Source organism: Pseudomonas spartinae (assembly GCF_965197125.1).
Lineage (GTDB): Bacteria > Pseudomonadota > Gammaproteobacteria > Pseudomonadales > Pseudomonadaceae > Aquipseudomonas > Aquipseudomonas composti_A.
In genome coordinates, this window is sequence record NZ_CBDAMB010000007.1 from 24998 (window position 1) to 48205 (window position 23208).

23 protein-coding genes and 1 pseudogene are annotated in these 23208 nt (G+C 64.4%); 15 read left to right on the top strand and 9 right to left on the bottom strand.

What is annotated here, in order from left to right:
* Window positions 1–95: 95 nt before the first annotated feature.
* On the bottom strand, window positions 96–1820 hold the full coding sequence (locus ACN8M7_RS15885) for a C13 family peptidase (protein ID WP_490261394.1): 1725 nt from the start codon (window positions 1818–1820) through the stop codon (window positions 96–98).
* A 136-nt stretch (window positions 1821–1956) separates the two neighbouring features.
* Complete coding sequence (locus ACN8M7_RS15890; RefSeq protein WP_061240819.1) at window positions 1957–2412, bottom strand: MaoC family dehydratase; 456 nt, start codon at window positions 2410–2412, stop codon at window positions 1957–1959.
* A gap of 298 nt (window positions 2413–2710) precedes the next feature.
* On the opposite strand from ACN8M7_RS15890, the gene ACN8M7_RS15895 reads away from it, so the two are divergent.
* The 3 genes from ACN8M7_RS15895 (at window position 2711) to ACN8M7_RS15905 (ending at window position 4429) form a co-directional block, all read left to right on the top strand.
* A complete protein-coding gene (locus tag ACN8M7_RS15895; RefSeq protein ID WP_061240821.1) occupies window positions 2711–3070 on the top strand; it encodes a CidA/LrgA family protein in 360 nt (119 codons plus the stop codon).
* Complete coding sequence (locus tag ACN8M7_RS15900) at window positions 3067–3783, top strand: LrgB family protein (protein ID WP_061240822.1); 717 nt, start codon at window positions 3067–3069, stop codon at window positions 3781–3783. Before ACN8M7_RS15895 ends, ACN8M7_RS15900 begins: the two co-directional genes overlap by 4 nt.
* Before the next feature lie 61 nt (window positions 3784–3844).
* Entirely contained in the window at window positions 3845–4429 is a 585-nt protein-coding gene (locus ACN8M7_RS15905) for an LON peptidase substrate-binding domain-containing protein (RefSeq protein ID WP_490261395.1), read from the top strand.
* 9 nt (window positions 4430–4438) lie between these two features.
* On the opposite strand, the gene ACN8M7_RS15910 is transcribed toward ACN8M7_RS15905, so the two are convergent.
* Window positions 4439–5755 (bottom strand): bifunctional DedA family/phosphatase PAP2 family protein, encoded by a 1317-nt coding sequence (locus ACN8M7_RS15910; protein ID WP_490261396.1) that lies wholly within the window; start codon window positions 5753–5755, stop codon window positions 4439–4441.
* Window positions 5752–6468, bottom strand: coding sequence for a DNA-3-methyladenine glycosylase (locus ACN8M7_RS15915; protein ID WP_490261397.1), 717 nt, complete (start codon window positions 6466–6468; stop codon window positions 5752–5754). The genes ACN8M7_RS15910 and ACN8M7_RS15915 overlap by 4 nt, the downstream gene beginning before the upstream one ends.
* Before the next feature lie 66 nt (window positions 6469–6534).
* Here ACN8M7_RS15915 and ACN8M7_RS15920 point away from each other — a divergent pair, with 66 nt between their 5' ends.
* Window positions 6535–7389: a class I SAM-dependent methyltransferase gene (locus ACN8M7_RS15920; protein WP_490261398.1), complete on the top strand. Its 855-nt coding sequence runs from the start codon at window positions 6535–6537 to the stop codon at window positions 7387–7389.
* Between the two features lie 30 nt (window positions 7390–7419).
* Here ACN8M7_RS15920 and ACN8M7_RS15925 read toward each other — a convergent pair whose 3' ends face one another.
* Window positions 7420–8649 carry an alpha/beta fold hydrolase gene (locus ACN8M7_RS15925; protein ID WP_490261399.1) on the bottom strand — a complete coding sequence of 410 codons (1230 nt, stop codon included), beginning with the start codon at window positions 8647–8649 and terminating at the stop codon, window positions 7420–7422.
* A gap of 303 nt (window positions 8650–8952) precedes the next feature.
* Here ACN8M7_RS15925 and ACN8M7_RS15930 point away from each other — a divergent pair, with 303 nt between their 5' ends.
* From ACN8M7_RS15930 to lipB, 11 genes are all read left to right on the top strand, one after another.
* Window positions 8953–10218, top strand: a complete 1266-nt coding sequence (locus ACN8M7_RS15930) for a glutamate-5-semialdehyde dehydrogenase (RefSeq protein WP_490261400.1) — start codon at window positions 8953–8955, stop codon at window positions 10216–10218.
* A complete protein-coding gene (gene nadD / locus ACN8M7_RS15935) occupies window positions 10219–10878 on the top strand; it encodes a nicotinate-nucleotide adenylyltransferase (protein ID WP_061240829.1) in 660 nt (219 codons plus the stop codon). It abuts the gene before it with no gap.
* Window positions 10879–10943: 65 nt separating this feature from the next.
* The gene (gene rsfS, locus ACN8M7_RS15940; protein WP_003240193.1) at window positions 10944–11297 is read left to right on the top strand and encodes a ribosome silencing factor; all 354 of its coding nucleotides are present in this window, start codon (window positions 10944–10946) and stop codon (window positions 11295–11297) included.
* 9 nt (window positions 11298–11306) lie between these two features.
* Window positions 11307–11774 carry a 23S rRNA (pseudouridine(1915)-N(3))-methyltransferase RlmH gene (gene rlmH, locus ACN8M7_RS15945; protein WP_013717179.1) on the top strand — a complete coding sequence of 156 codons (468 nt, stop codon included), beginning with the start codon at window positions 11307–11309 and terminating at the stop codon, window positions 11772–11774.
* 14 nt (window positions 11775–11788) lie between these two features.
* Window positions 11789–13681, top strand: coding sequence for a penicillin-binding protein 2 (gene mrdA, locus ACN8M7_RS15950; protein ID WP_490261401.1), 1893 nt, complete (start codon window positions 11789–11791; stop codon window positions 13679–13681).
* 38 nt (window positions 13682–13719) lie between these two features.
* The gene (gene rodA, locus ACN8M7_RS15955; RefSeq protein WP_197432208.1) at window positions 13720–14823 is read left to right on the top strand and encodes a rod shape-determining protein RodA; all 1104 of its coding nucleotides are present in this window, start codon (window positions 13720–13722) and stop codon (window positions 14821–14823) included.
* A 19-nt stretch (window positions 14824–14842) separates the two neighbouring features.
* Entirely contained in the window at window positions 14843–15853 is a 1011-nt protein-coding gene (gene mltB, locus ACN8M7_RS15960; RefSeq protein ID WP_061240832.1) for a lytic murein transglycosylase B, read from the top strand.
* Complete coding sequence (locus tag ACN8M7_RS15965) at window positions 15850–16863, top strand: septal ring lytic transglycosylase RlpA family protein (protein ID WP_490261402.1); 1014 nt, start codon at window positions 15850–15852, stop codon at window positions 16861–16863. The genes mltB and ACN8M7_RS15965 overlap by 4 nt, the downstream gene beginning before the upstream one ends.
* A gap of 109 nt (window positions 16864–16972) precedes the next feature.
* The gene (locus ACN8M7_RS15970; protein ID WP_490261403.1) at window positions 16973–18148 is read left to right on the top strand and encodes a D-alanyl-D-alanine carboxypeptidase family protein; all 1176 of its coding nucleotides are present in this window, start codon (window positions 16973–16975) and stop codon (window positions 18146–18148) included.
* A gap of 219 nt (window positions 18149–18367) precedes the next feature.
* Window positions 18368–18646 carry a DUF493 domain-containing protein gene (locus tag ACN8M7_RS15975; protein WP_490261404.1) on the top strand — a complete coding sequence of 93 codons (279 nt, stop codon included), beginning with the start codon at window positions 18368–18370 and terminating at the stop codon, window positions 18644–18646.
* Between the two features lie 5 nt (window positions 18647–18651).
* Window positions 18652–19269 (top strand): lipoyl(octanoyl) transferase LipB, encoded by a 618-nt coding sequence (gene lipB, locus ACN8M7_RS15980; RefSeq protein WP_490261405.1) that lies wholly within the window; start codon window positions 18652–18654, stop codon window positions 19267–19269.
* A 68-nt stretch (window positions 19270–19337) separates the two neighbouring features.
* Here lipB and lipA read toward each other — a convergent pair whose 3' ends face one another.
* The 4 genes and pseudogenes from lipA to holA form a co-directional block, all read right to left on the bottom strand.
* The gene (gene lipA, locus ACN8M7_RS15985; RefSeq protein WP_061240837.1) at window positions 19338–20390 is read right to left on the bottom strand and encodes a lipoyl synthase; all 1053 of its coding nucleotides are present in this window, start codon (window positions 20388–20390) and stop codon (window positions 19338–19340) included.
* Window positions 20391–20567: 177 nt separating this feature from the next.
* Window positions 20568–21824 carry a lytic murein transglycosylase gene (locus ACN8M7_RS15990; protein WP_490261406.1) on the bottom strand — a complete coding sequence of 419 codons (1257 nt, stop codon included), beginning with the start codon at window positions 21822–21824 and terminating at the stop codon, window positions 20568–20570.
* A gap of 81 nt (window positions 21825–21905) precedes the next feature.
* Window positions 21906–22052 (bottom strand): annotated as a pseudogene (arfA, locus tag ACN8M7_RS15995) (alternative ribosome rescue factor ArfA); the annotation flags it as partial.
* Window positions 22053–22139: 87 nt separating this feature from the next.
* Window positions 22140–23171 (bottom strand): DNA polymerase III subunit delta, encoded by a 1032-nt coding sequence (gene holA, locus ACN8M7_RS16000; RefSeq protein WP_490261407.1) that lies wholly within the window; start codon window positions 23169–23171, stop codon window positions 22140–22142.
* Window positions 23172–23208: the final 37 nt, after the last annotated feature.

Consider the following 23208-nt stretch of genomic DNA (forward strand, 5'->3'; position numbering starts at 1 on the left):
CTACCTCGGCTTTGGCTTTCTGCATGCAGTCGTGCGTTGGCAATGCTGCGTCAAAAACCGTCTTGCCTGGCTCTCCTGTGTTTTTCAACGGCCTGTCAGTCCTTGGCCGGAGCGTTGGCCACGGCGCCGAGCGCACGTTCGGCCTGGCTCTGGCGCAGCTCACGCCAGTGCTGGAGGACGCCGCGTGGCGCCCAGATCTGCGGTTCGGACGGTTCGAAGCCGTCGCTCTGCTCACGCTCGGCGACCCGTTCCTTGGCCAGTTCGAAGGCCCGTTCGAGGTTGTCGGTTTCGCCGAGGGCTTCGGCGAACAGGGCGCGGCCGAAATAGGTGAAGTCGTTTTCCTCGCTGCAGCCGAAGGACACCCGGTCGGCGCGCGCGGCGGTCATCACCAGGGTCTTTTCATCTTTCAGCGGCGGGATGAAACCACCGGAATAGCAGGCGGAGATCACCACTACCTTGTCGCGCTGCTTGAGGGGGGCGAGCAGGGCGGCCAGTTCGCTGGCGGGCAGATCGGCCAGTTGCAGGCGCGGTTGGTCGAGGTTGAGTTCGTGGCGGCGCGAGCCGTGGCTGGTCAGATAGATGAAGATCAGGTCTTCCTCGCCGCTGCGCTCGGCCAGCGCCTGGACCGCGCGGGTGAGGTTCTCGCGGGTGGCCAGCGGGCGGTCTGCGAGATGGTCGCGGTGGTTGACCAGGGTGATGCCGCCATAGGCGCCGAAGCGCTCGCGCATCAGCCGGCTGACGTAGTCCGCCTCGCGCATGAACACACTTTGCTTGCCGTCGCCGGCCAGGGTCAGCGCATACAGTTCGCGTGCCGGCGTCGAGGCCGGGATGGCGGCAATGGCCTGGTCGAGCAGCTGTCCTTGCAGCAGCAGGCCCAGCTCGAGGCTGTCAGGCAGGACCTGCCCCTGCTCGTCGCGCACCAGACGGCCGCTTTGCCAGGTGCCGGACTGGCGGCTGCCATCGGCCAGGGTCAGCGTGCCTTTGCCGCTGTATTCGCCACCCGAGAAGCGACCTCGGTAAGCGCTGCCGTCGGGCAGGGTGAGCAGGCCTTCGCCTTCGTATTGCCAGTCGGCGAAGTCGCCGAGGTAGCGGGTGCCGGCGTCGTCGGTATATTCACCAGGGCCCTGTAGCACGCCCTCGACGAACTCGCCGGCCCAGAGTTCGCCGCTGGCGCTCTGGTAACGGCCCTTGCCGTGAAATTCGTCGTTGAGGAAACCGCCGCTGTAGTTGTCGCCATCGGCATTGCGGTAGCTGCCCTGGCCGCTGAGCAGGCCCTGGACGAATACGCCGCTGTACTGATTGCCATAGGCGTCGCTGCGCACGCCCTGGCCCTCCTGCTGGCCGTTGACGAATTGGCCCTGGAAACTGCTGCCATCGGTCATTTCCAGTTTGCCCAGGCCGTGGAAGCGGTCGTTGAGAAACTCCCCCTGGTAGCGTTGGCCGCCCTGTTCGAGCAGGCCTTCGCCGCTGAATCGGTTGCGTTCGAAGCCACCCTGGTAACGGCTGCCGTCGCTGTAGGTCAGGGTGCCCTGGCCATGGAACATGCCTTGGTGGAACTCGCCCAGGTAGTGTTCGCCGCCGGGGCCCTGCCACTCACCGCTGCCTTCGAGCATGCCGTCCTTGAACTGGCCGACGAACCAGCTGCCATTACGGTAGTCCAGGCGCCCTGGGCCCTGCAGCAGGCCGTCGACGATCTCGCCGCGATACTGGCCGCCATCCGGCAGGGTGGCATTGGCTGGCAGCAGCGGGCGTGCTTCGTCGCAACCGGCGATCAGCAGGGAGAGGCACAGCGGCAGCAAACGCAAGGCGAGAGGATTCATGACGGACGTCCAGGTCGGTGCTTTGGGCGGCAGTATGCCGCAAGCCTGGACGCTTGCGCTGCCGCATCGCACGCTTTGCCGATGCGAGACGGTTCCCGTTTCGACGGTTGAAGCCGGAAACGGGAACGCGCGGATGTCAGACGAAGCAGAGGGTCAGCGGTTCGGCGATGTAGGCCGGTTTCTCCTGACCTTCGATCTCCAGCACGGTCCGAGCCTTGAGCAGCCACTGACCGGGGTTCTTCTCAGTGGCTTCGATCAGCGTCACCACCAGACGCACCTTGGAGTCGACCTTGACCGGCTGGACGAAGCGCACGCTGTCGAGGCCGTAGTTCACCGCCATCTTCAGGCCCTGCGGCAGGATCATGATCTTTTCCATCAGCATCGGTATCAGCGACAGTGACAGGAAACCGTGGGCGATGGTGGTGCCAAAGGGGGTCAGCTTGGCCTTTTCCGGGTCGACGTGGATGAACTGGTGGTCGCCGGTGCACTCGGCGAACTGGTTGATGCGCTCCTGATCGATGCTCAGCCACTCGGACTTGCCGAGTTCCTTGCCTACATAGTCCTTGAGCTCTGCTACGGGTACTAACGGCATAGTTCCTCCTTGAGGACGCGGGTGTTTTTCTTGTGTGCGTGAAACCGTTGCGGCCTACATGATCATGGGGGCGGCAGCGGGTCAAGCTTGCCTAGGCGTGATGAATGACGAGGCATAGGCCTGCTCGACGAAGCAATACGGGGGCCAGTGAAGGGGGATCGGGCCTATAATGGCCGACATGCCCCAATAGATGCCCGGAATCCCCTCTAGTAGGCCGCTGGAAAGCCATGTGCATTTTTCAGCGGTTTGCTGGTAAGCAACGCTCGCGGTCATCGCTCGTCTTCTGGAGACCACAAACATGCTGCTTCGCGGCCTTTCCTGGCTGGTGCTGTGCCAGTTGCTGGGTACCGTCCTCAATGTGCTGCTGCTGCCGATGCTGCCAGGGCCAATTATCGGCATGCTGCTGTTGTTCGTTTTTCTCATGCTGCGTGGCGAGGTGGGCGAGTCGCTCAGTATCGCGTCCAGCAGCCTGCTCAAGTATCTGCCGCTGATCCTGGTGCCGCCTGCCGTGGGGGTGATGGTCTATGCCAGTGATATCGCCGCCGATTTCTGGGCCGTGGTCGGTGCCCTGGTACTGTCGCTGCTGCTGTCGCTGGCTTTCGCCGGCTGGCTGATGCAGAAACTGATCGAGCGCCAGCAGCGCGGGGAGGACGCATGAGTCCGGATTGGCTGGGCGCCTGGCAGGCGCTGACCCATCACCCGCTGTTCGGCATCGGTATTACCCTGGGCGCCTATCAGCTGGCCATGGCCGGCTACGAGCGCACCCGCTGGGTGTTCCTGCAGCCGGTGCTGGTCTCGATGCTCACGGTGATCGGCATTCTGCTGCTGTGTGGCCTGAGCTTCGCCGAGTACCGCAACAGCGTCGCGGCGATGACCCTGTTGCTCGGCCCGGCCACCGTGGCTCTGGCCGTACCGCTGTATCTCAATCTGCGGCGGATTCGCCAGCTGTTCTGGCCGATCATCCTGACCCTGCTGATCGCCGGCACCTTCGCCACCGTGCTCGGCGCAGGGCTGGCCTGGTTGTTCGGCGCCGAGAGACTGGTGCTGATGAGCATGGCACCGAAGTCGGTCACCTCGCCGATCGCTATGCTGGTGGCCGACCAGATCGGCGGTATCGCCGCGCTGGCGGCAGTGTTCGTGATGATCACCGGGGTCATCGGCGCCATCGTCGGGCCGACCATCCTGCGCCTGTGCCGGGTTCATCACCCCGCCGCGCAGGGCATGGCGCTGGGCCTGACCGCGCATGCCGTGGGTACGGCGCGAGCGCTGCAGGAGAGCGACGAGTGCGGTGCCTTCGCCGCCTTGGCGATGAGCCTGATGGGCGTGATCACGGCCGTGTTGTTGCCTCTGGCGATTGTCCTGTTCCTGTGAGAGCCTGCGCGGCAATCTCTGTTGCCCCGGCACCATTGCATTGATAGCAGGCCTTTAAACCATGAATCTGCCACTGTTTCCGCTCAACACCGTACTGTTTCCCGGCTGCGTGCTCGACCTGCAGATATTCGAGGCGCGCTACCTGGACATGATCAGCCGCTGCATGAAACAGGGCAGCGGTTTCGGCGTGGTGTGCATCGTCGAGGGCGAGGAAGTGGGGGAGGCCGCCAGTCGTTTCGCTGCCATCGGCTGCGAGGCGCTGGTGCGCGACTTCCAGCAGCGTCCCAACGGCCTGCTCGGGATTCGCGTGGAAGGCGGTCGTCGGTTCAAGGTGGGACGCGCCCAGGTGCTGCCGGACCAGCTGACCATCGCCGACGTGGAATGGCTCGAAGAGCATGAAGAGCTTCCGCTGCTCGGCGAACATGCTGACCTGGCGGCGCTGCTCTCGGCCCTGGCCCAGCACCCGCTGGTGGAAGGGCTGGGCATGGCCGGGTTGCCCAGTGGCCAGTTGCAGCTGGCCAATCAGCTCGCCTATCTGCTGCCGCTGGAACCCGGGCAGAAGCTGCAGTTGCTGCAACTGGACGACCCCGAGCTGCGCCTGAGCCAGCTGCAGGCCATGGTGGAGCAACTGCAGGGCGATGCCTGAGGCGACAGGTCAGTAGGCATAACGCAGTAGCGCGTTGGACAGCTGCCAGGTCGCCATGCCGCCCAGTACCGCCAGGCAGGCCGGCAGGATGATCCACCACAGGCGGGCCGGCAGCGCCGGCAACGGCTCCTGGCGCTGGCACAGGGCCAGGCTGAGGCCGCAGACGGCGGAGGCCAGCAGGGATCCGGCAATGATATCGCTGGGCCAATGCACGCCCAGATAGACCCGCGACAAGGCAATCGCCGCGGCTGGCAGGCACGCCACTGTCAGCCAGGCCAGGCGCAGGCGTGCGGATTGACCACGCCCTGCCAGTACCCCGAGAACCAGAAAGAAGGCGAAGGCTGCCGAGCTATGGCCGCTGGGAAAGCTGAAGGTGCTCAGTGGCTCGCTCAGCACATCGGGCCGCGCCCGGGCGAATCCGTGCTTGAGTGTGGTGTTGCCGATAGCGGTGACCAGCAGGGTCGAACCGGCAAAAAGCAGGTGGCGCCAGCGGCGCGCCAGCAGCAGCAGGGTGCAAAGTACTGCCGCCGCCACCAGTTGGATATGAAAGTCCCCAAGTCGGGTCAGAGTGCCGATCCATTGATCCAGGTGCGCCTGGCGCTGTTCCTGCACCAGGGTCATCAACCCCTGATCCAGTGCATCGAGATGCGGCCAACCGATGACGATGGCTATCAGCAGCGCCAGGCTGAGGCCGCCGCCCAGCAGGCTGGCCCGTGGTTTTTCCGCCAGGCTGGCCTGAATGGTCAGCAGCAGGATCATGCCGATACCGGCCAGCAGCACCGCCGCTTCGGTCCAGAAACCTTCCGCCATCGGCAGGCGCAGCGCGGCGCCGGTTGCCCAGCCCGGCAACAGGTAGGCCACGGCCCAGCCGGCCGCCGCCACCAGGCTGACCAGAATGAAGCGCAGTAGCGGCATGTTCAGCATGCCGGCCACCAACGGCAGCATGGGGCGCAGCGGGCCGATGAAGCGACCGACCAGCAGGCTGGCCACGCCGTAGTGACGGAAATAGAGCTCGGCGCGCAGGATCCACTGCGGATGGCGACGCAGCACTGGCAGGCGGCCGATGTCGTGCTTGAAACGTCTGCCCAGCGAGTAGGAAATCAGGTCGCCACACAGCGCGCCGGCATAGGCCAGCAACAATGTTTGCGGCAACGTCAGTACACCACTGCCGGCGAGCAGCGCGACGCTGAACAGCAGCACCACGCCGGGCAGCACAATGCCTACCAGGGCCAGGCATTCGAGCAGGGCGATGAGAAAGATCGCCACACCCAGCCATTGCGGGTTGCCACTCAGCCAGGTGGTCAGGTTGTCCAGCCAGACGCTCATCGCTCTGCTCCAGAGAGGTTCAACAATCGATAGTCACGCCCTTCGACCTGTCCTCGGCGCAAAGGGTTGCGCGTGCAGTGACGGGCATACCGGGCGTCGACGAAACGGTACGGCAAGTGCTCGTCCCGCCCCTTGGGAATGCCCAGGCGCGCGCACTGGATGATCGCTTGCGGTCGTTCGCCGACATCCTCGACGAACAGCCGTTGCCGATCGAAGCGGCGTGCATCCCAGTCCGGCACTTTCAGGCCAAGCGCCTTGCACAGCAGGGTCTGCCCGGCACACAGGCGTTCCGGCGCGCGTGGCAGGCCCTGGCTGTCGGGGTTGTTGCGCTGCATCGCGGCCAGGGCATCGGCGCCGCTGACGGCATCGAGCCAGGGATGGGCGGATTTGATCAGCACCGAATTACCCGGCCCATGGGCGCTGAAGTTCAGCGAGTCACCGCCGCGTGCGTAGTACATGTAGATGTGCCCGCCGTCAGCGAAAAGCGCCTTGCGTTTTTCGGTGTAGCCGAGCGAGGCATGACTACCTTTGTCGACCAGATAGTAGGCCTCGGTCTCGATGATTCTTGCGCTCAGCCACAGTGCGCCGACGCGGTGGCGAATCACCTTGCCGAGCAGTTCGCGAGCGACCAGCTGCGCGTCGCGGTCGAAAAAGGCATCAGGCAACGGCCGGGCGCCGGGCCAGGGCAAACTAAGGGTGGGTTCGGCGGGCATGAACTGTCGTATTCACTCAAGCAGGCATAGTCTGGGCGCGCGAGCATAACAACAAGAGCCTTAAAAATGCCTGAACGCGCCCGAGCCAGCAGCGCCCATATCAGCCCGTCGGCGCATTACACCGGTTACGTCTGGTATCGCCACCGCCTCGCCGAGCCCGCCTTCGTCACCGCGTTCGGCAGCCTCGTGCACAAGTTGCTGTGGCCGCTGGCCTGGGGGGCCAGGGCTGGTTTCGGGCTGGATATCGAGGCATTGCTGCTGCAACGGCACCTGCAGATCGATGCGCAGCTCAGCGCCGCCATCGAGCGGCAAGGGGTGCGCCAGGTGGTGGAAATCGCCTGTGGCCTGTCGCCGCGTGGTCGCCGCTTTTGCTCGCGTTACCCTCAGTTGCAATACCTGGAGGCCGATCTGCCGGCCATGGCGGCGCGCAAGCGTCTGCTGCTGCATGGCGAAGGCTGGCTGGATGGTCGGCATCGGGTGTGTGCAGTGGACATTCTCGCCGAGCGTGGCAATCAGAAACTCAACACGCTGTTCGCGGATCTGGACCGCAGTCAGCCGGTGGTGGTGATCACCGAGGGGCTGGTCAACTACTTCCCGCTGGCGCTGATCGAGGGCTTCTGGAGCCGGCTTGCCAGCGAACTGAGTGATTTCCCCAGTGCGATCTATCTGACCGAGCTTTATCCGGATCTGCATGAACATCCGCGCTATCGCCAGCTGCGCTGGGGCGTCGAGCTGATCGGCAGGCTGACCCGCGGCAGCTATCCACTGCATTACCGCAGTCACGACGAGATCGTCGCGGGTTTCCAGCGCTGCGGCTTCGCTCAGGTTCAGGTGCTCGACCCCAGCGCCGATGCCTCCAGCCTGGGCCTCAAGCCGTCGCGTTTGCCCGGACTGGTGCGGGTGATTCAGGCGCAGGTTTAGCGCCTCGCGCGGCTCGATACGTGGCCCGAGTCAGGCGCACGCGGCCGTCGGCAGGGGCGCTGGATGGATACGCTCGGCCAGCGCCAGGCAGGCCTCTGCATCGGTATGCGGGAAGACGAAGGCCAGGCCCTGCTCGTCCTGGCGCAGTGGCAACAGCGGCTGGTGCGGCAGGCCGGCGTAGCTCAGTTGCCAGCCGCGCAGCGGCAGGTCACGAGGCAGGTCGCCTTGCAGCTGGCCGCCGAAGAAGCCCAGTTCGCTCAGCTCCACTACCCATTGCTGGCCCTCCGCATGCTGCAGCCGCGCCTGACGCTGGCGTGGCGCAAGGCGGGGTTCGCAACGTTTCTCCAACTGCAGTAGCTGCTCGCCCTGCAGGCGCGTGCTGCCCGGGCTGCGCAGGGGCAGAGCCCGCTCGCCAAGAAACGGACGGTACAGCGCGGCGCAGGCTTCGCGCTGTTCGAACTGGGCGAGGTGGTCGGCATGGTGGATCAGCACGCAGTCGGCACTGGCGCAGGCGGCGGCGAAGTGGGCGTGCTCCCAGGGCTGGGTGAAGTGGTCATGTTCGCCGGCCAGTACCAGGGTCGGGCATTGCGGGTGCTGGCTGAAGCCGCCGAATGCCAACAGACGCTGACTGTTCTGCCGATAACGCTCTACCTCGGTCGGTGACAGACGCTGAATCTGCCGTAGCAGCGCCTTGCGAAACACCGGCGAAATGCCGGTCGCCTGCAGTTGCAGCGGGTTGAGCAGGCCGCATACGGCGCCATGGGCGAACTCGCCACTACGGCCTTCCTCGAGCAGGGCCAGGCCTTCCTCCAGCATTCTCCGAGCGCCTGGACGGCCGAAGGCGGTGATGCCGGCCAGCAGCAGGCGCGCGCAACGCTGCGGATGGCGCGCTGCGAACAGCGCCGCCAGTGCCGAGCCATAGGACAGGCCGATGGGCATCAGTGGTGGCAAGCGCAGTTGCTCGGCGAAGGCGGCGATCAGGTCGGCCAGCTGTTCCAGGCCGAGCTCGGGGGCCAGCTGCAGATTGCCACCCTGGCTGGGCAGGTCGAGCAGGATCACGGGGTGCTCCACCAGCAGCTCGTCGACTTCCGCGGCAAAGGAACGAAAACTCTGGAACGCCCCGCCCAGCATCAGCACCGGTGCGCGAGCGTCGCGCTGGCGTTTGGAGTAGGCCTGGTAGTGGAGGCGCCAACCGGCGATCTCGATCACTTCAGGCGGGCTGGCGAGCAGGGCGGCGCTGTAGTCGGTGCGGTAACGCATGGGGTGCACTCCAGGGGCTTTTATCGTTGTTCTGGTGGGGCGGCACTCGGCGCCGTCTCGCCGGCTTCGGCAAAACCTCGATTGCAAGGTAAACATCAGGCGGCGATTTGTTTACCCAACCTTCGGGCGGCCTCTGTGCGTGGGTGTCACCGTTGCGCTACAAGCGCCTTTGCAGCGCGGCTGCCGGCGTTACCGCCGGGTTCTGGCGAACGTGCTGTCTACCGCTTGCCAGACGCCGCTGGGCGCGGACTTGCGAGCCCGCTATAATCAGCCCCTTTTTCCAACTGCCAGACCTCCGCCGCCATGACCGAGTCCGTGCACGCATACATGACCCGCCTGGGCCAGGCCGCCCGCCAGGCTTCGCGGGTGCTCGCCCGCGCCAGCACCGCGCAGAAGAATCGCGCGCTGCAGGCCGCCGCCAATGCCCTCGACGCCGCCCGCGCCGAGCTTGCCGCCGCCAATGAAATGGACCTGGCCGCCGCCCGCGCCAGTGGTCTGGAGCCGGCCATGGTCGATCGCCTGGCGCTGACGCCGAAGGTGATCGACAGCATGATCGAAGGGCTGCGCCAGGTGGCGACCCTGCCTGACCCGATCGGCGAGATTCAGGGCATGCGCTACCTGCCGTCCGGCATCCAGGTCGGCAAGATGCGCGTACCGCTGGGGGTGATCGGCATCATCTACGAGTCGCGTCCGAACGTGACCATCGATGCCGCCAGCCTGTGCCTGAAGTCGGGCAATGCCACCATTCTGCGTGGCGGCTCCGAGGCCATTCATTCCAACCAGGCGATTGCCCGCTGCATCCAGCAGGGCCTGGCCGAGGCCGATCTGCCGGCTGCCGCCGTGCAGGTGGTGGAAACCACCGACCGCGCCGCGGTCGGCGAGCTGATCACCATGCCCGAATACGTCGACGTGATCGTGCCGCGTGGCGGCAAGGGCCTGATCGAGCGCATCAGTCGCGACGCCAAGGTGCCGGTGATCAAGCACCTGGACGGCGTCTGCCACGTCTATGTCGATGTCGCGGCCGATCTCGACAAGGCCATTCGCGTCTGCGACAACGCCAAGACTCAGCGCTACTCGCCGTGCAACGCCATGGAAACCTTGCTGGTACACCAGGCCATCGCCGCACGCGTGTTGCCGCCGCTGGCCTCCATCTACCGCGACAAGGGCGTGGAGCTGCGTGGCGATGCCGCCACCTGCGAACTGCTCGGCAGCGACGTGCTGCAAGCGAGCGAGGACGACTGGTTCGCCGAGTACAACGCGCCGATCCTGGCGATTCGCATCGTCGACTCGCTGGATGCGGCCATCGAGCACATCAATCACTACGGCTCGCAGCACACCGATTCGATCATCACCGAGAACTTCAGCGATGCGCGGCGCTTCCTCACCGAAGTGGATTCCGCGTCGGTGATGGTCAACGCTTCGACCCGCTTCGCCGATGGTTTCGAATACGGCCTGGGCGCGGAAATCGGCATCTCCACCGACAAGCTGCACGCTCGTGGCCCGGTCGGGCTGGATGGGCTGACCAGTGAGAAGTACGTGGTCTTCGGCGACGGACACATTCGTACATAAATGAAAGGACTCGGCGCCCGACGCATCGGCCTGCTCGGCGGTACCTTCAACCCGGTGCATATCGGGCATCTGCGTGCTGCGCTGGAAGTGGCCGAATTCATGGCGCTGGACGAACTGCGGCTGATCCCCAGCGCCAGGCCGCCGCACCGCGATACGCCGCAGGCGACGGCGGAACAGCGTCTGGCCATGGTCGAGCTGGCGGTAGCTGGCGAGACGCGGTTGACGGTCGATGACCGCGAACTGCGCCGCGACAAGCCGTCGTACACCCTGGACACGCTGGAGTCGGTGCGTGCCGAGCTGGCAGACGACGATCAGCTGTTCCTGCTGCTTGGCTGGGATGCCTTCTGCGGCTTGCCGAGTTGGCATCGCTGGCAGGAGTTGCTCGAGCATTGCCATCTGTTGGTGCTGCAGCGGCCGGATGCCGACAGCGAGGCGCCGGAGGCCCTGCGCGATCTGCTGGCGGCGCGCAGTGTCAGCGACCCTCTGAGCCTGGAGGGTGCTGGCGGGCAAATCAGTTTCATCTGGCAGACTCCGTTGGCGATTTCCGCCACGCAGATTCGCCATCTACTGGCAACCGGCCGCTCGGCGCGTTATCTGCTGCCCGATGCGGTACTGGCCTATATCCAGGCGCACGATCTGTACCGTGCGTCCCATGCTTGAAACGCCGTGCATGTGCGCTGGCGTCCATTACACGAGGCAAATGAGTTTTTATGAGCAAGCAGAACATGCCCAGCGAAGAGCTGGTCAAGATCGCCGTGGCGGCGCTGGAAGAGATCAAGGCGACCGACATCACCGTGATCGACGTCAAGGACAAGACCAGCATCACCGATTTCATGGTGATCGCCAGCGGTAGCTCCAGCCGTCAGGTCAAGTCGCTGGTGGAAAACGTGCTGGAGAAGGTCAAGGAGCAGGGCGTGCGGCCGATCGGCAGCGAAGGTCTGGACAGCGGCGAATGGGCCCTGCTCGACCTGGGCGATATCGTCGTGCACGTGATGCTGCCGACCGCACGTCAGTTCTACGACCTCGAGCGCCTGTGGCAGGGCGCCGAGCAGAGCCGCGCCCAGCACAGCGCAGAGTAAGCGCAAGCCGTGCGGATCAAACTGATCGCCGTCGGCTCGCGCATGCCGCGCTGGGTCGAGGAGGGCTGGCAGGAGTACGTCAAGCGTCTGCCGGCCGAATTGCCGCTGGAGCTGGTGGAGATTCCGCTCAACACGCGCGGCAAGAACGCCGACGTTGCCCGCCTGATCCGTCAGGAAGGCGAGGCCATGCTGAGCAAGGTGCAGCCCGGCGAACGTATCGTCACGCTGGAGGTCCATGGCAAGCCATGGAGCACCGAGCAATTGGCGGCGGAGCTCGATCGCTGGCGCCTCGATGCGCGCAACGTCAACCTCATGGTCGGCGGCCCGGAAGGGCTGGCGCCGGAGGTCTGTGCGCGCAGCGAGCAACGCTGGTCGCTGTCGCCGCTGACCCTGCCTCATCCGCTGGTGCGTATCCTGCTTGGCGAGCAGATCTACCGGGCCTGGACCGTGCTGTCCGGCCATCCGTACCACAAGTGAGCCAGTAGTCCACGATGCCGCAGCCGATTCGCCTCAAGGATCACGAAAAGGACGCTCGCCTGGTCAAGCGCCGGGTGGTCGTCGGCGGCGTGGTGATCGTCCTGCTGACCTGTGTGCTGATCATGCGCATGTACTACCTGCAGGTGGTTCAGTACGAGCATCACAGCACCCTGGCGGAAAACAACCGTATCCATGTACAGCCCGTTCCGCCCACCCGGGGGCTGATCTATGACCGTAACGGCGTGATCATCGCCGACAACCGGCCCAGCTTCAGCCTGACCGTGACCCGCGAGCGTGCCGGCGACTGGCAGCAGGTGCTCGATACCGTGGTCGAGGTGCTCGACCTGACCGAGGAAGACCGTGCTCTGTTCGACCGTCGGGTGCGCCAGGGGCGGCGCCCGTTCGAGCCGGTGCCGATCCTGTTCGAGCTTTCCGAGGAGCAGATCGCCCGCATCGCGGTCAATCAGTTCCGTCTGCCGGGTGTCGAGGTGGCTGCGCAGTTGGTGCGTCATTACCCTTTGCAGGAGCACTTTGCCCACTCGGTGGGGTACGTCGGGCGGATCAACGAGCAGGAGCTCAAGCGCCTGGATCCGACCGAGTATGCGGGCACTCACCATATCGGCAAGACCGGTATCGAGCGCTTCTACGAGGATGAGCTGCACGGCGAAGTCGGCTATGAAGAGGTCGAAACCAACGCCCGTGGCCGCGTGCTGCGGGTGCTCAATCGTATCGATCCGAAGCCGGGCAAGGACATCGTCCTGAGTCTCGACTCGCGCCTGCAGGAAGCGGCCGAGAATGCCCTGGGCGGGCGGCGCGGGGCGGTGGTCGCGATCCAGCCGAAGACTGGCGAGGTACTGGCCATGGTCAGTCAGCCGAGCTTCGACCCCAACCCCTTCGTCACCGGGATCAGCTTCAAGGCCTACGGCGAGTTGCGCGACTCCATCGACCAGCCGCTGTACAACCGGGTGTTGCGTGGCCTCTATCCGCCGGGCTCGACCATCAAGCCGATGGTCGCCGTCTCGGGGCTGGATGCCGGGGTGATCACCCCGGCCACACGGGTATTCGACCCGGGCTTCTACCAGTTGCCCAACAACAGCCACAAGTACCGTAACTGGAACCGCAGCGGTGACGGCTGGATCGATCTCAACCTGGCCATCGCCCGTTCCAACGACACCTATTTCTACGAGCTGGCGCACAAGATGGGCATCGACCGTCTGCATGACTACATGAGCCGCTTCGGTCTCGGTCAGCGAGTGGCGCTGGACATGTTCGAGGAGACCTCGGGCCTGATGCCATCGCGCGACTGGAAGCGTGCGCGCTTCCGCCAGCCCTGGTATCCGGGCGAGACGCTGATTCTCGGCATCGGTCAGGGCTACATGCAGACCACGCCGCTGCAGCTGGCGCAGGCCACCACCTTGATGGCCACGCGTGGCAAGTGGATTCGTCCGCACCTGGCCAAGAGTGTCGGCGGTGTCCAGCCGGTGGACCCCAACCCGATTCCGGATATCGTCCTGCGTGATCCTAAGTTCTGGGAATACGGCATTCACGGCATGGAAGAAGTGCTGCACGGTGCTCGCGGCACGGCGCGCAAGGTGGGCGACAGCGCGGTCTATCGCATCGCTGGCAAGAGCGGGACGGCGCAGGTGGTCGCGATCAAGCAGGGTGAGAGGTACGACCGTAACAAGGTGCAGGAGCGCCACCGTGACCATGCGTTGTTCATCGGCTTTGCGCCGGCGGACAACCCGCAGATCGCCGTCGCGGTGATGGTGGAGAACGGTGAGTCCGGTTCCGGCGTCGCCGCGCCAGTGGTCAAGCAGGTAATGGATGCCTGGCTGCTGGATAAAAATACCGGTCAGCTCAAGGCCGAGTTCGCCTTGCCCACGCCTGCCGAGGTCAGTCAGCGATGATCAGCAATTTCGACCGTACCCTGTCCGACGAAGACGTCCTGCGCCGTCGCGCCAGCCTGTTGCAGCGCATGCATATCGATGGCTGGTTGCTGTTGCTGTTGCTGATTCTGGGGACCGGCAGCCTGTTCATTCTCTATTCGGCCAGTGGCAAGAACGTCGAGCTGCTGATCAAGCAGGCATCGTCCTTCGGCATCGGCATGGTTGCAGTGGTGGTCATCGCCCAGTTCGACCCGCGCTTCATGGCGCGCTGGGTGCCGCTGGCCTACGTGATCGGAGTCGCCCTGCTGACGGTGGTGGAGGTCATGGGGCACACCGCCATGGGCGCTACGCGCTGGATCAACATCCCCGGGGTGATTCGCTTCCAGCCCTCGGAGCTGATGAAGATCATCATGCCGATGACCATCGCCTGGTACCTGTCGCGGCATAACCTGCCGCCGCGCTTCAAGCATATCGTCGTCAGTCTGGCCATGATCATCGTGCCGGTGGTGCTGATCGCCAAGCAGCCGGATCTGGGCACCTCGCTGCTGATTCTCGCCTCGGGTGGCTTCGTCGTGTTCATGGCGGGGCTGCAGTGGCGCTGGATCCTGGGGGCGGCGGCAGCGGTGGTGCCGATTGCCGTGGGCATGTGGTTCTTCCTCATGCACGACTACCAGAAACGCCGCGTGTTGACCTTTCTCAACCCGGAGAGCGATCCGCTCGGCGCAGGCTGGAACATCATCCAGTCCAAGGCCGCCATCGGCTCCGGTGGCGTACTGGGCAAGGGCTGGTTGCTGGGCACCCAGTCGCACCTGGATTTTTTGCCGGAAAGCCATACGGACTTTATCATTGCCGTGCTCGCGGAGGAGTTCGGCCTGGTCGGTGTCTGTCTGCTGTTGCTGCTCTACATGCTGTTGCTGGCGCGCGGCCTGGTGATCACTGCCCAGGCGCAGACGCTGTTCGGCAAGCTGCTGGCCGGGGCGCTGACCATGACCTTCTTCGTCTACGTATTCGTCAACATCGGCATGGTCAGTGGTTTGCTGCCGGTGGTTGGGGTTCCGCTGCCCTTCATTAGTTATGGCGGAACCCATCTGGTCACGCTGTTGTCAGGCTTCGGGATATTGATGGCGATTCACACTCATAGAAAGTGGATCGCTCAGGTTTGATTTTGGGGGTTTTGAGTTAATGCATTCTCTGCGCAGTTGGGCAGCTCGTACGTTCATTGGCGTTGGCATCGCCGGCATGCTCGGCAACAGTGCCCAGGCGCTGGCGGCCGATTACCAGAACTCGCCGCAGGTGACCGAGTTCGTCGAGGAAATGACCCGTGACTACGGTTTTGCCAGCGAGCAGTTGTACGCGCTGTTCGCCGGTGTCGAGCGCAAGCAGGCCATTCTCGACGCCATCTCGCGTCCGGCCGAGAAGGTCAAACCCTGGAAGGAATACCGGCCGATCTTCATCACCGACAAGCGTATCGCCCAGGGTGTTGAGTTCTGGAGCAAGAACCAGGCGGCGCTGGAGAAGGCCGAGGCCGAGTACGGCGTGCCACCGCAGTTCATCGTTGCGATCATCGGTGTAGAGACCTTCTACGGCGGCAACACCGGCAGTTGGCGCGTGATGGACGCGTTGTCCACCCTGGCGTTCGATTATCCGCCGCGCTCGCCGTTCTTCCGCAAGGAGCTGCGTGAGTTTCTCATGCTGACCCGTGAAGAGCAGGTCGACCCGCTCTCGCTCAAAGGCTCCTACGCTGGGGCCATGGGCCTGCCGCAGTTCATGCCGAGCAGCTTCCGCGCCTACGCCGTGGATTTCGACGGCGACGGGCATATCAACATCTGGAGCAACCCGACCGATGCCATTGGCAGTGTCGCCAGCTATTTCAAACGTCACGGCTGGCAGGCCGGTGGCCAGGTCGCCAGTCGCGTTGAGGTCAGTGGTGCGCGTGTCGACGAAGGCCTGACCCAGGGCCTGGATCCGGTGAAGAACGTCGCCGAGCTGCGCGAGCTGGGCTGGAGCAGCCAGGACCAGCTGGCTGAAGACGTGCCGGTCACCGCGTTTCGTCTGGAAGGTGCCGAAGGCGACGAATACTGGTTCGGTTTGCCCAACTTCTACACCATCACCCGCTACAATCGCAGCGTGATGTATGCCATGGCAGTCAACCAACTGGCCGAGCTGCTGGTCGAAGCACGGGGTAATCGATGAGTGCATCAAAACTGCTGCCGCTGGCAGCCTGCGTAACGGCAGCGCTGTTGCTGGCGAGCTGCTCCTCCAATCGGGCGCCGCAGCCAGGCACCGCGCCCGGGCAGTCGGCCGGTATCTCCGGGCCGGACGATTTCAACCGCCCGCATCGTGATGGCGCGCCCTGGTGGGACGTCGACGTCTCCAAGATTCAGGATGCCATTCCCATGCCGCACTACGGGCCGGTCAAGGCCAGCCCCTATGTGGTGTTCGGCAAGCAGTACTACCCGATCCAGGACGCGCGCCGTTATCAGGCGGTCGGCCCGGCGTCCTGGTATGGCACCAAGTTCCACGGCCAGGCCACAGCCAACGGTGAGACCTACGACCTGTACGGCATGACCGCTGCGCACAAGACCCTGCCGCTGCCCAGTTACGTGCGCGTGACCAACCTGGAGAACGGCAAGGTCGTGATCCTGCGAGTCAACGACCGTGGGCCGTTCTATTCGGACCGCATCATCGACCTGTCTTTCGCGGCGGCGAAGAAGCTTGGCTATGCCGAGAAAGGCACGGCGCGGGTCAAGGTCGAAGGCATCGATCCGCATGAGTGGTGGGCGCAGCAGGGTCGTCCGGTGCCGCTGGTGCTGGCCAACAACCAGCCAGCCAAGGCAGCCGTCGCCCAGCCGGCGGCCCAGCCAGCAGCGCCTGCCGTCGAGAAGTACGCGCCGCCGCCTGCTCAGCACGCCGCTGCGGTGGTGCCGGTACAGATCGACGCAAAAAAAAACGATTCACTCGGAGCTTCTGGCCTGTATCTCCAGGTGGGAGCCTTCGCCAATCCGGACGCTGCGGAGCTGCTCAAGTCCAAGCTGAGCCAGACCAGCAGTGTGCCGGTGTTCATCAGCTCAGTGGTACGCGACCAGCAGATTCTGCATCGGGTCCGAATGGGGCCGATCAGCAACCAGGGCGAGGCTGAGCAGCTGCAGAGCAGCGTGCGGCTTGCCAACCTTGGTCAACCCACACTGGTACGTGCCGACTGATGGCACTTAACCGGCTTTTGCCGGACTAAATCCGAGGCTTGCCCGTTGGCGAGCCGCAAGATGGCCCTGCGGGGCCGTACAAACCCATGCAACGATTTTCGAGAGACGGATGAACATCACCAGCTTCGTGCAACGTGCTTCACTGGTACTGACCCTTCTGGCCGCGCCACTTGCCATGGCCAACCAGCAGGTGGTGCCTGCGGCGCCGCAACTGGCCGCCAAATCCTACGTGCTGATGGACGCCGCCAGCGGCAACGTCCTGGTCGAGAACAATGCTGACCAGCGCCTGCCGCCAGCCAGCCTGACCAAGCTGATGACCGCCTACATCGCCACCCTGGAAATCCGCAACGGCAAGATCGGCGAGAAGGATCTGGTCACCATCAGCGAGCACGCCTGGCGTACCGGTGGCGCCGCTTCCGGTGGTTCCACCATGTTCCTGCCACTGAACAGCCAGGCCACGGTCGACGACCTGCTGCACGGCATCATCATCCAGTCCGGTAACGACGCGAGCATCGCCATCGCCGAGTACATCGCCGGTAGCGAAGACGCCTTCGCCGACATGATGAACGCCACCGCCGAGCGTCTCGGCATGAAGAACAGCCACTTCATGAACGCCACTGGCCTGCCGCATCCGGATCACTACTCCAGTGCCCATGACATGGCGATCCTGGCTCGCGCGATCATCGACGAAGACGCGGAGCACTATGCGATCTACTCGCAGAAGGAGTTCCTCTGGAACAACATCAAGCAGCCCAACCGTAACCTGCTGCTGTGGCGTGACCGCACTGTCGACGGCCTGAAAACCGGCCACACCTCCGAGGCTGGCTACTGCCTGGTGGCGTCGGCCGTACGCGATGGTGCACGCATGATCACCTCGGTGTTCGGCACTGACAGCGAGCAGGCTCGCGCCGCGGAAACCCAGAAGCTGCTGACCTATGGCTTCCGTTTCTTCGAAAGCCGCACCTTCTACCAGAAGGGCGCCGAGCTGGCCCAGGCCACCGTGTGGAAAGGCGCGACGAGCCAGGTCAAGGCGGGGCTGGCGGAAAACCTGACCATGACCATGCCCAAGGGCCAGCTGGAAAAACTGCAGGCCAGCATGACGCTCAACCCGCAACTGATCGCACCGATCCAGCAGGGCGACGTGATCGGCAAGGTCGAAGTCAAACTGGGTGACGAGGTGGTGCGCAGCACCGATCTGGTGGCGCTGCAGTCGGTGGAAGAGGGCGGCCTGCTGCGTCGTCTGTGGGACAGCATTCGCCTGTTCTTCTTCGGCCTGTTCAACTGATCGGGCGCGCTGGAAGCGAGCCACGTTGTGCTCCAGCATTGAAAACGGCGGAGCAGCACCCACTTACGTCTTGTAAAGGGGGCTGCTCCGCCGTTTCATTCAGCCTGTCTTCCGGGCACTGCATCTTGTGCCGAGCGTCTCATGGACGCGCCCTGACTCAACCAGTCCGCTCCAGCCCGGGGCGGCCCTTTCTGGACGGGCCACAGGCCCGCTGACGACATGACCGATAATGACGTTCAACCACCCAAGATCGAATTTCCCTGCGAGCGTTACCCGATCAAGGTGATCGGCACTGCTGGCGAAGGATTTTCCGATCTGGTGATCGAAGTGATCCAGCGCCATGCGCCGGATCTGGATGCATCCACGCTGGTGATGCGCGACAGCCGCAATGGCAATTTCCTCTCCGTGCAGGTGCTCATCACCGCGACCAGCATCGAGCAGCTGCAGGCGATTCACGTCGATCTGCGTGCCACCGGCCGCGTGCACATGGTGCTGTGAAGCCGATGCCCGAACTCATCGTTCGCCACCTTGGTCTGGTCGATTACCAGCCTACGCTGGAGGCCATGCGTCGGCTCACCGTCGAGCGTGACGCACAAACGCCAGACGAGATCTGGTTGTTGCAGCATCCCAAGGTGTTCACCCAGGGTCAGGCTGGCAAGGCCGAGCATCTGCTGGCGCCAGGCGACATTCCGGTGGTGCAGGTCGAGCGTGGCGGCCAGGTGACCTATCACGGTCCTGGCCAGTTGGTGGCCTATCTGATGCTCGATCTGCGTCGTCTCGATCTTGGCGTGCGTGAGCTGGTCACCGCCATGGAGCAGAGTCTGGTCGACTTGCTGGCCAGTTACGGCATCGAGGCCGCGCCCAAGGCGGATGCGCCGGGTGTGTACGTGGCGGGCGACAAGATCGCGTCCCTGGGCCTGCGCGTCAGTCGTGGCTGCTCGTTCCATGGCCTGGCGCTGAATGTCGATATGGACATGTCGCCGTTCTTGCGCATCAATCCTTGCGGTTACGCCGGGTTGAAGATGGTCCAGGTGCGTGACCTGCTGCAAGCGCCGCCTGCGTTCGACGAGGTATCGCAGCGTCTGGAGAAGGCGCTGCGTGACAGGCTGGGCTATCAGTAAGCAGCGGCAAGCGTGCAGACACAAAAAGGGGCGCCATGGCGCCCCTTTCGTTTATCCAACGCTACCCGTCAGTTCAGGTTCAATGCCGGAATCAGGCTGGTATCGACTTCCTGGCCAGGCACCGGAACCGGTGCGGCAAGGCCCAGGTTGTTCTTCTCGAACACGCGGTCGGCGCGGTAGCTGGAGCGCACCAGCGGGCCAGCGGCGACTTCCATGAAGCCCTTCTCCAGGCCGATGTCACGGAAGCGATTGAACTCTTCCGGGCTGACCCAGCGCTGCACCTTGAGGTGATTGCGCGTGGGCTGCAGGTATTGACCGAGGGTGAGGATGTCGACGCCGATGGCGCGCAGATCATCCATGGTCTCGATGATTTCCTCGTCGGTTTCACCCAGGCCCAGCATCAGGCTGGTCTTGGTCAGCACGTCGGGGCGGTGCTTCTTGGCGTGCTCGAGGACCTTGAGGGTCTTCTCGTAGCCGGCGCGTGGGTCGCGCACCACATGGGTCAGGCGTTTGACCGTCTCGACGTTCTGCGCGAAGACTTCCAGGCCGGAATCGACCACGCGCTCGATGGCCTGGTGATCACCGTCGAAATCCGGCGTCAGGGCCTCTACTACCACTTGTGGGGTGTTTTCCTTGATTGCGCGCACGCAGGCCGCATAGTGCCCGGCGCCGCCGTCTTCCAGGTCGTCACGGTCTACCGAGGTCAGCACGATGTAACGCAGCGCCATCAGCTCTACCGACTTGGCGGTGTTCTGCGGTTCTTCCAGATCCAGCCAGCCGTTGGGATTGCCGGTGTCGACGGCGCAGAAGCGGCAGGCGCGGGTGCATACCGAACCCATCAGCATGATGGTGGCCGTGCCGTTGGACCAGCATTCGCCCATGTTCGGGCAATGCGACTCCTGGCAGACGGTGCTCAGGCGGTGCTCGCCGACGTTGCGCTTGACCGCTTCGAAGCGGCTGCCGCCAGGGGCCTTGACTCGCAACCACTTGGGTTTGGGCTCGAAGACCTGGGGTTCGGCCGAGGCGCGGCGCTTCTGACCATCCTTGATCGCGGTGATGCCTTGGGCGGTGCGGAATTTTTCGCCGCTGGCGACGGATTTGGGCGAGGAGGTGTCGGACATCGGAAATCAGGGCTCCGGTAGAGGCTCCGTGGGCAGGTGGCTTTTGGCCGCCGGCCAGTCTACCACAGAAGGTGTATGCAGACGCTGGGGCCGCCTGTCGACAAAATGCCGATGACGCGCCTGATCGGTCTGTTGCCTGCCATCGCTGGCAGGCAACAGGAACAGCGTTTGCTCGGCTTAGCGTGCGCGCAGCTGTTGCAGCAGCTCGGTATTGGGGTAGCCATCGGCTGGCCAGTTCAGTTGCAGCTGCAGGGCGCGGATGGCCTTGCGCGTATTGGCGCCGATGATACCGTCGGCCGGGCCGGGATCGAATCCGGCCTTGGTCAGCAACTCCTGCAGTTCGACGCGTTCGCTACGCCCCAACTGGCGTTCGCCGCGTGGCCACTGCCCTTTGACTTCGCTCGGGCGCAGCAGGTTGTCGGCCAGCAGGCCGATGGCCAGCGCGTAGGAGGTGGAGTTGTTGTACTTGAGGATGCTGCGGAAATTGTCCAGCAGCAGGAAGGCCGGGCCCTTGTGCCCGGCGGGCAACTGCAGGCTGGCGCGTGCGCTGGCGGCGGCGCCGGTCGGCGCCAGTGGACGTACGCCAAGCTCGGCCCATTCGGCCAGCGTGCGGCGCTGGTCCGGGTCGGCCAGGGCGTAGTCGAAGCCATCGGGCAGGTTCACCTCGAAGCCCCAGGGCTGGCCACGCTGCCAGCCAGATGCCTGCAGGTAGTGCGCCGCCGAAGCCAGGGCATCGGTCGAGGAGTTCCACAGGTCGCGCTTGCCGTCCCCGTCGAAGTCCACCGCATGCTGGTTGTAGGTCGTGGGCATGAACTGGGTCTGGCCCATGGCGCCGGCCCAGGAGCCAATCATGCGCTCGCTGGCCACGTCGCCGTTCTGCAGGATCTGCAGGGCGGCCAGCAACTGCACGCGCCAGAAACCCTGACGACGACCGTCATAGGCGAGGGTGGCGAGAGAGCGAATGACACTGTTGCTACCGATGTTGTTGCCGAAATTGCTTTCCAGGCCCCAGATGGCGACCAGAATCTGCGCTTCGACACCATATTGCTGTTCGATGCGTTGCAGTACGGCGTTGTGCTGCGCCAGCAATACTCGGCCACGGCCAATACGGCTGGAGGACACGGCGCCGTCGAGATACTCCCACACCGGGCGAGTGAACTCGGGCTGGCTGCTGTCAGCCCTGAGCACTGCAGGGTCGGGGCTGATGCCGGCGAATGCGTGGTCGAACAGGCTGGCGTCGATACCGGCGGCAATCGCTTCACTGCGCAAGGCTTGGCGCCAGTCGGCGAAACTGCTCAATGGCACTGCGATGGTGGGCTGGGGCATTGCCGGAGTCGTGGCGGTCGGCAGATTTTCCGCTGGGGCTTGGGCACAGGCGGCCAGTAGCAGGAGAGGAAGCAGAGCCAGGGCGCGACGAGGAAACTGGTGTGGCATGTCTATCTCAGGGCGTTTAAGCAGGCGGTTACCTTAGCATGCCCGACGGGGATTCTGGGCTATCAGCGAAACGAAGAGGCCCATAAAGCAAGAAGCCTCCCAATTGTGGGAGGCTTCGCGGCGGTAGCTGCCTTTGCCTTTCTGTGGTCGCTCCTGGCGGGAGCGAAACAGTGGCTGGGCGACGATGGATTTGGCCTTGTTCGGCCGTTTGCCGGTTTTCTTGCTCATGGCGTTTCCTCATGCAGACTGGTCTGCGCCAATGCAGACGGCGCGGACTATGCGCCGCTGTACAGAAAATGTCCAGCGTACCCAGGCTCAGTCGAGGCGTAGCCGTTGCCCGGACAGCTGCAGGGTCAGCATGGCCAGCTCGCTCCAGGGGTTACCAGGCGCCTGACCCTTGATCTGCGCGTCGATCAGCTGCGCCTGCTGCAGCAGCTGACCCCAGCGCTTGCTGCTGTGGCGTTGCAGCGCCTTGGAGACCAGCGGTCTGCGTTTGTCCCATACGGGCGGACGAGCGCTGGAGAAGGCCTTGTCCAGCGGGATGCCCTGGCTCTGCTGATGGGCGATGCCGGCCAGCAGGCGAATCTCGCGTGCCAGGGCCCAGAGAATCACCGGGGTTTCCACGCCTTCGCCGCGCAGCCCTTCGAGCATGCGCAGGGCGTGAGCGGCATCGCCGCCGAGCGCGCAGTCGATCAGGCCGAATACATCGAAGCGGGCGCTGTCGGCCACGGAAGCCTGGACGGTTTCAGCGTCGATCTGGTTGCCTGTGGCGAGCAGCTTGAGTTTTTCCACTTCCTGGGCGGCAGCCAGCAGGTTGCCTTCCACCCGTGCGGCGATCATGTCCACCGCGTCGGCGCTGGCGCTGAGGCCGGCCTGGGCCAGGCGCTGGCGAATCCACTGCGGTAACTGGTTGGCATCCACCGGCCAGATCTGGATGAACTGGCAGGCCTGGCCGTCGATCAGGGCCTTGGCCCATTTGGATTTCTGCGTGCTGCCGTCGAGCTTGGGCAGGCTCAGCAACAGGACGGTGTCCTCGGGCGGCCGGGCCAGGTATTCCAGCAAGGCTGCGGCGCCCTTGTCGCCAGGCTTGCCGGATGGCAGGCGCAGCTCCAGCAGACGCTTCTCGGCGAACAGCGACAGGCTGGCGCCCGCCTGCAGCAGATTGCCCCAGTCGAAGTTGGCTTCGGCATTGAACACCTGGCGTTCGCCGAAACCCTGCTGGCGGCAGGTATTGCGGATGGCGTCAGCGGTTTCCTGGCACAACAGCGGCTCGTCACCGCTGATCGCATAGACCGGTGCGAGAGAGCCTTGCAGGTGTTTGCCGAGCTGGGCGGGGGCGAGCTTCATCGAGGTGATGCCATCGAGGCGAGTGGATCAGGGCCGC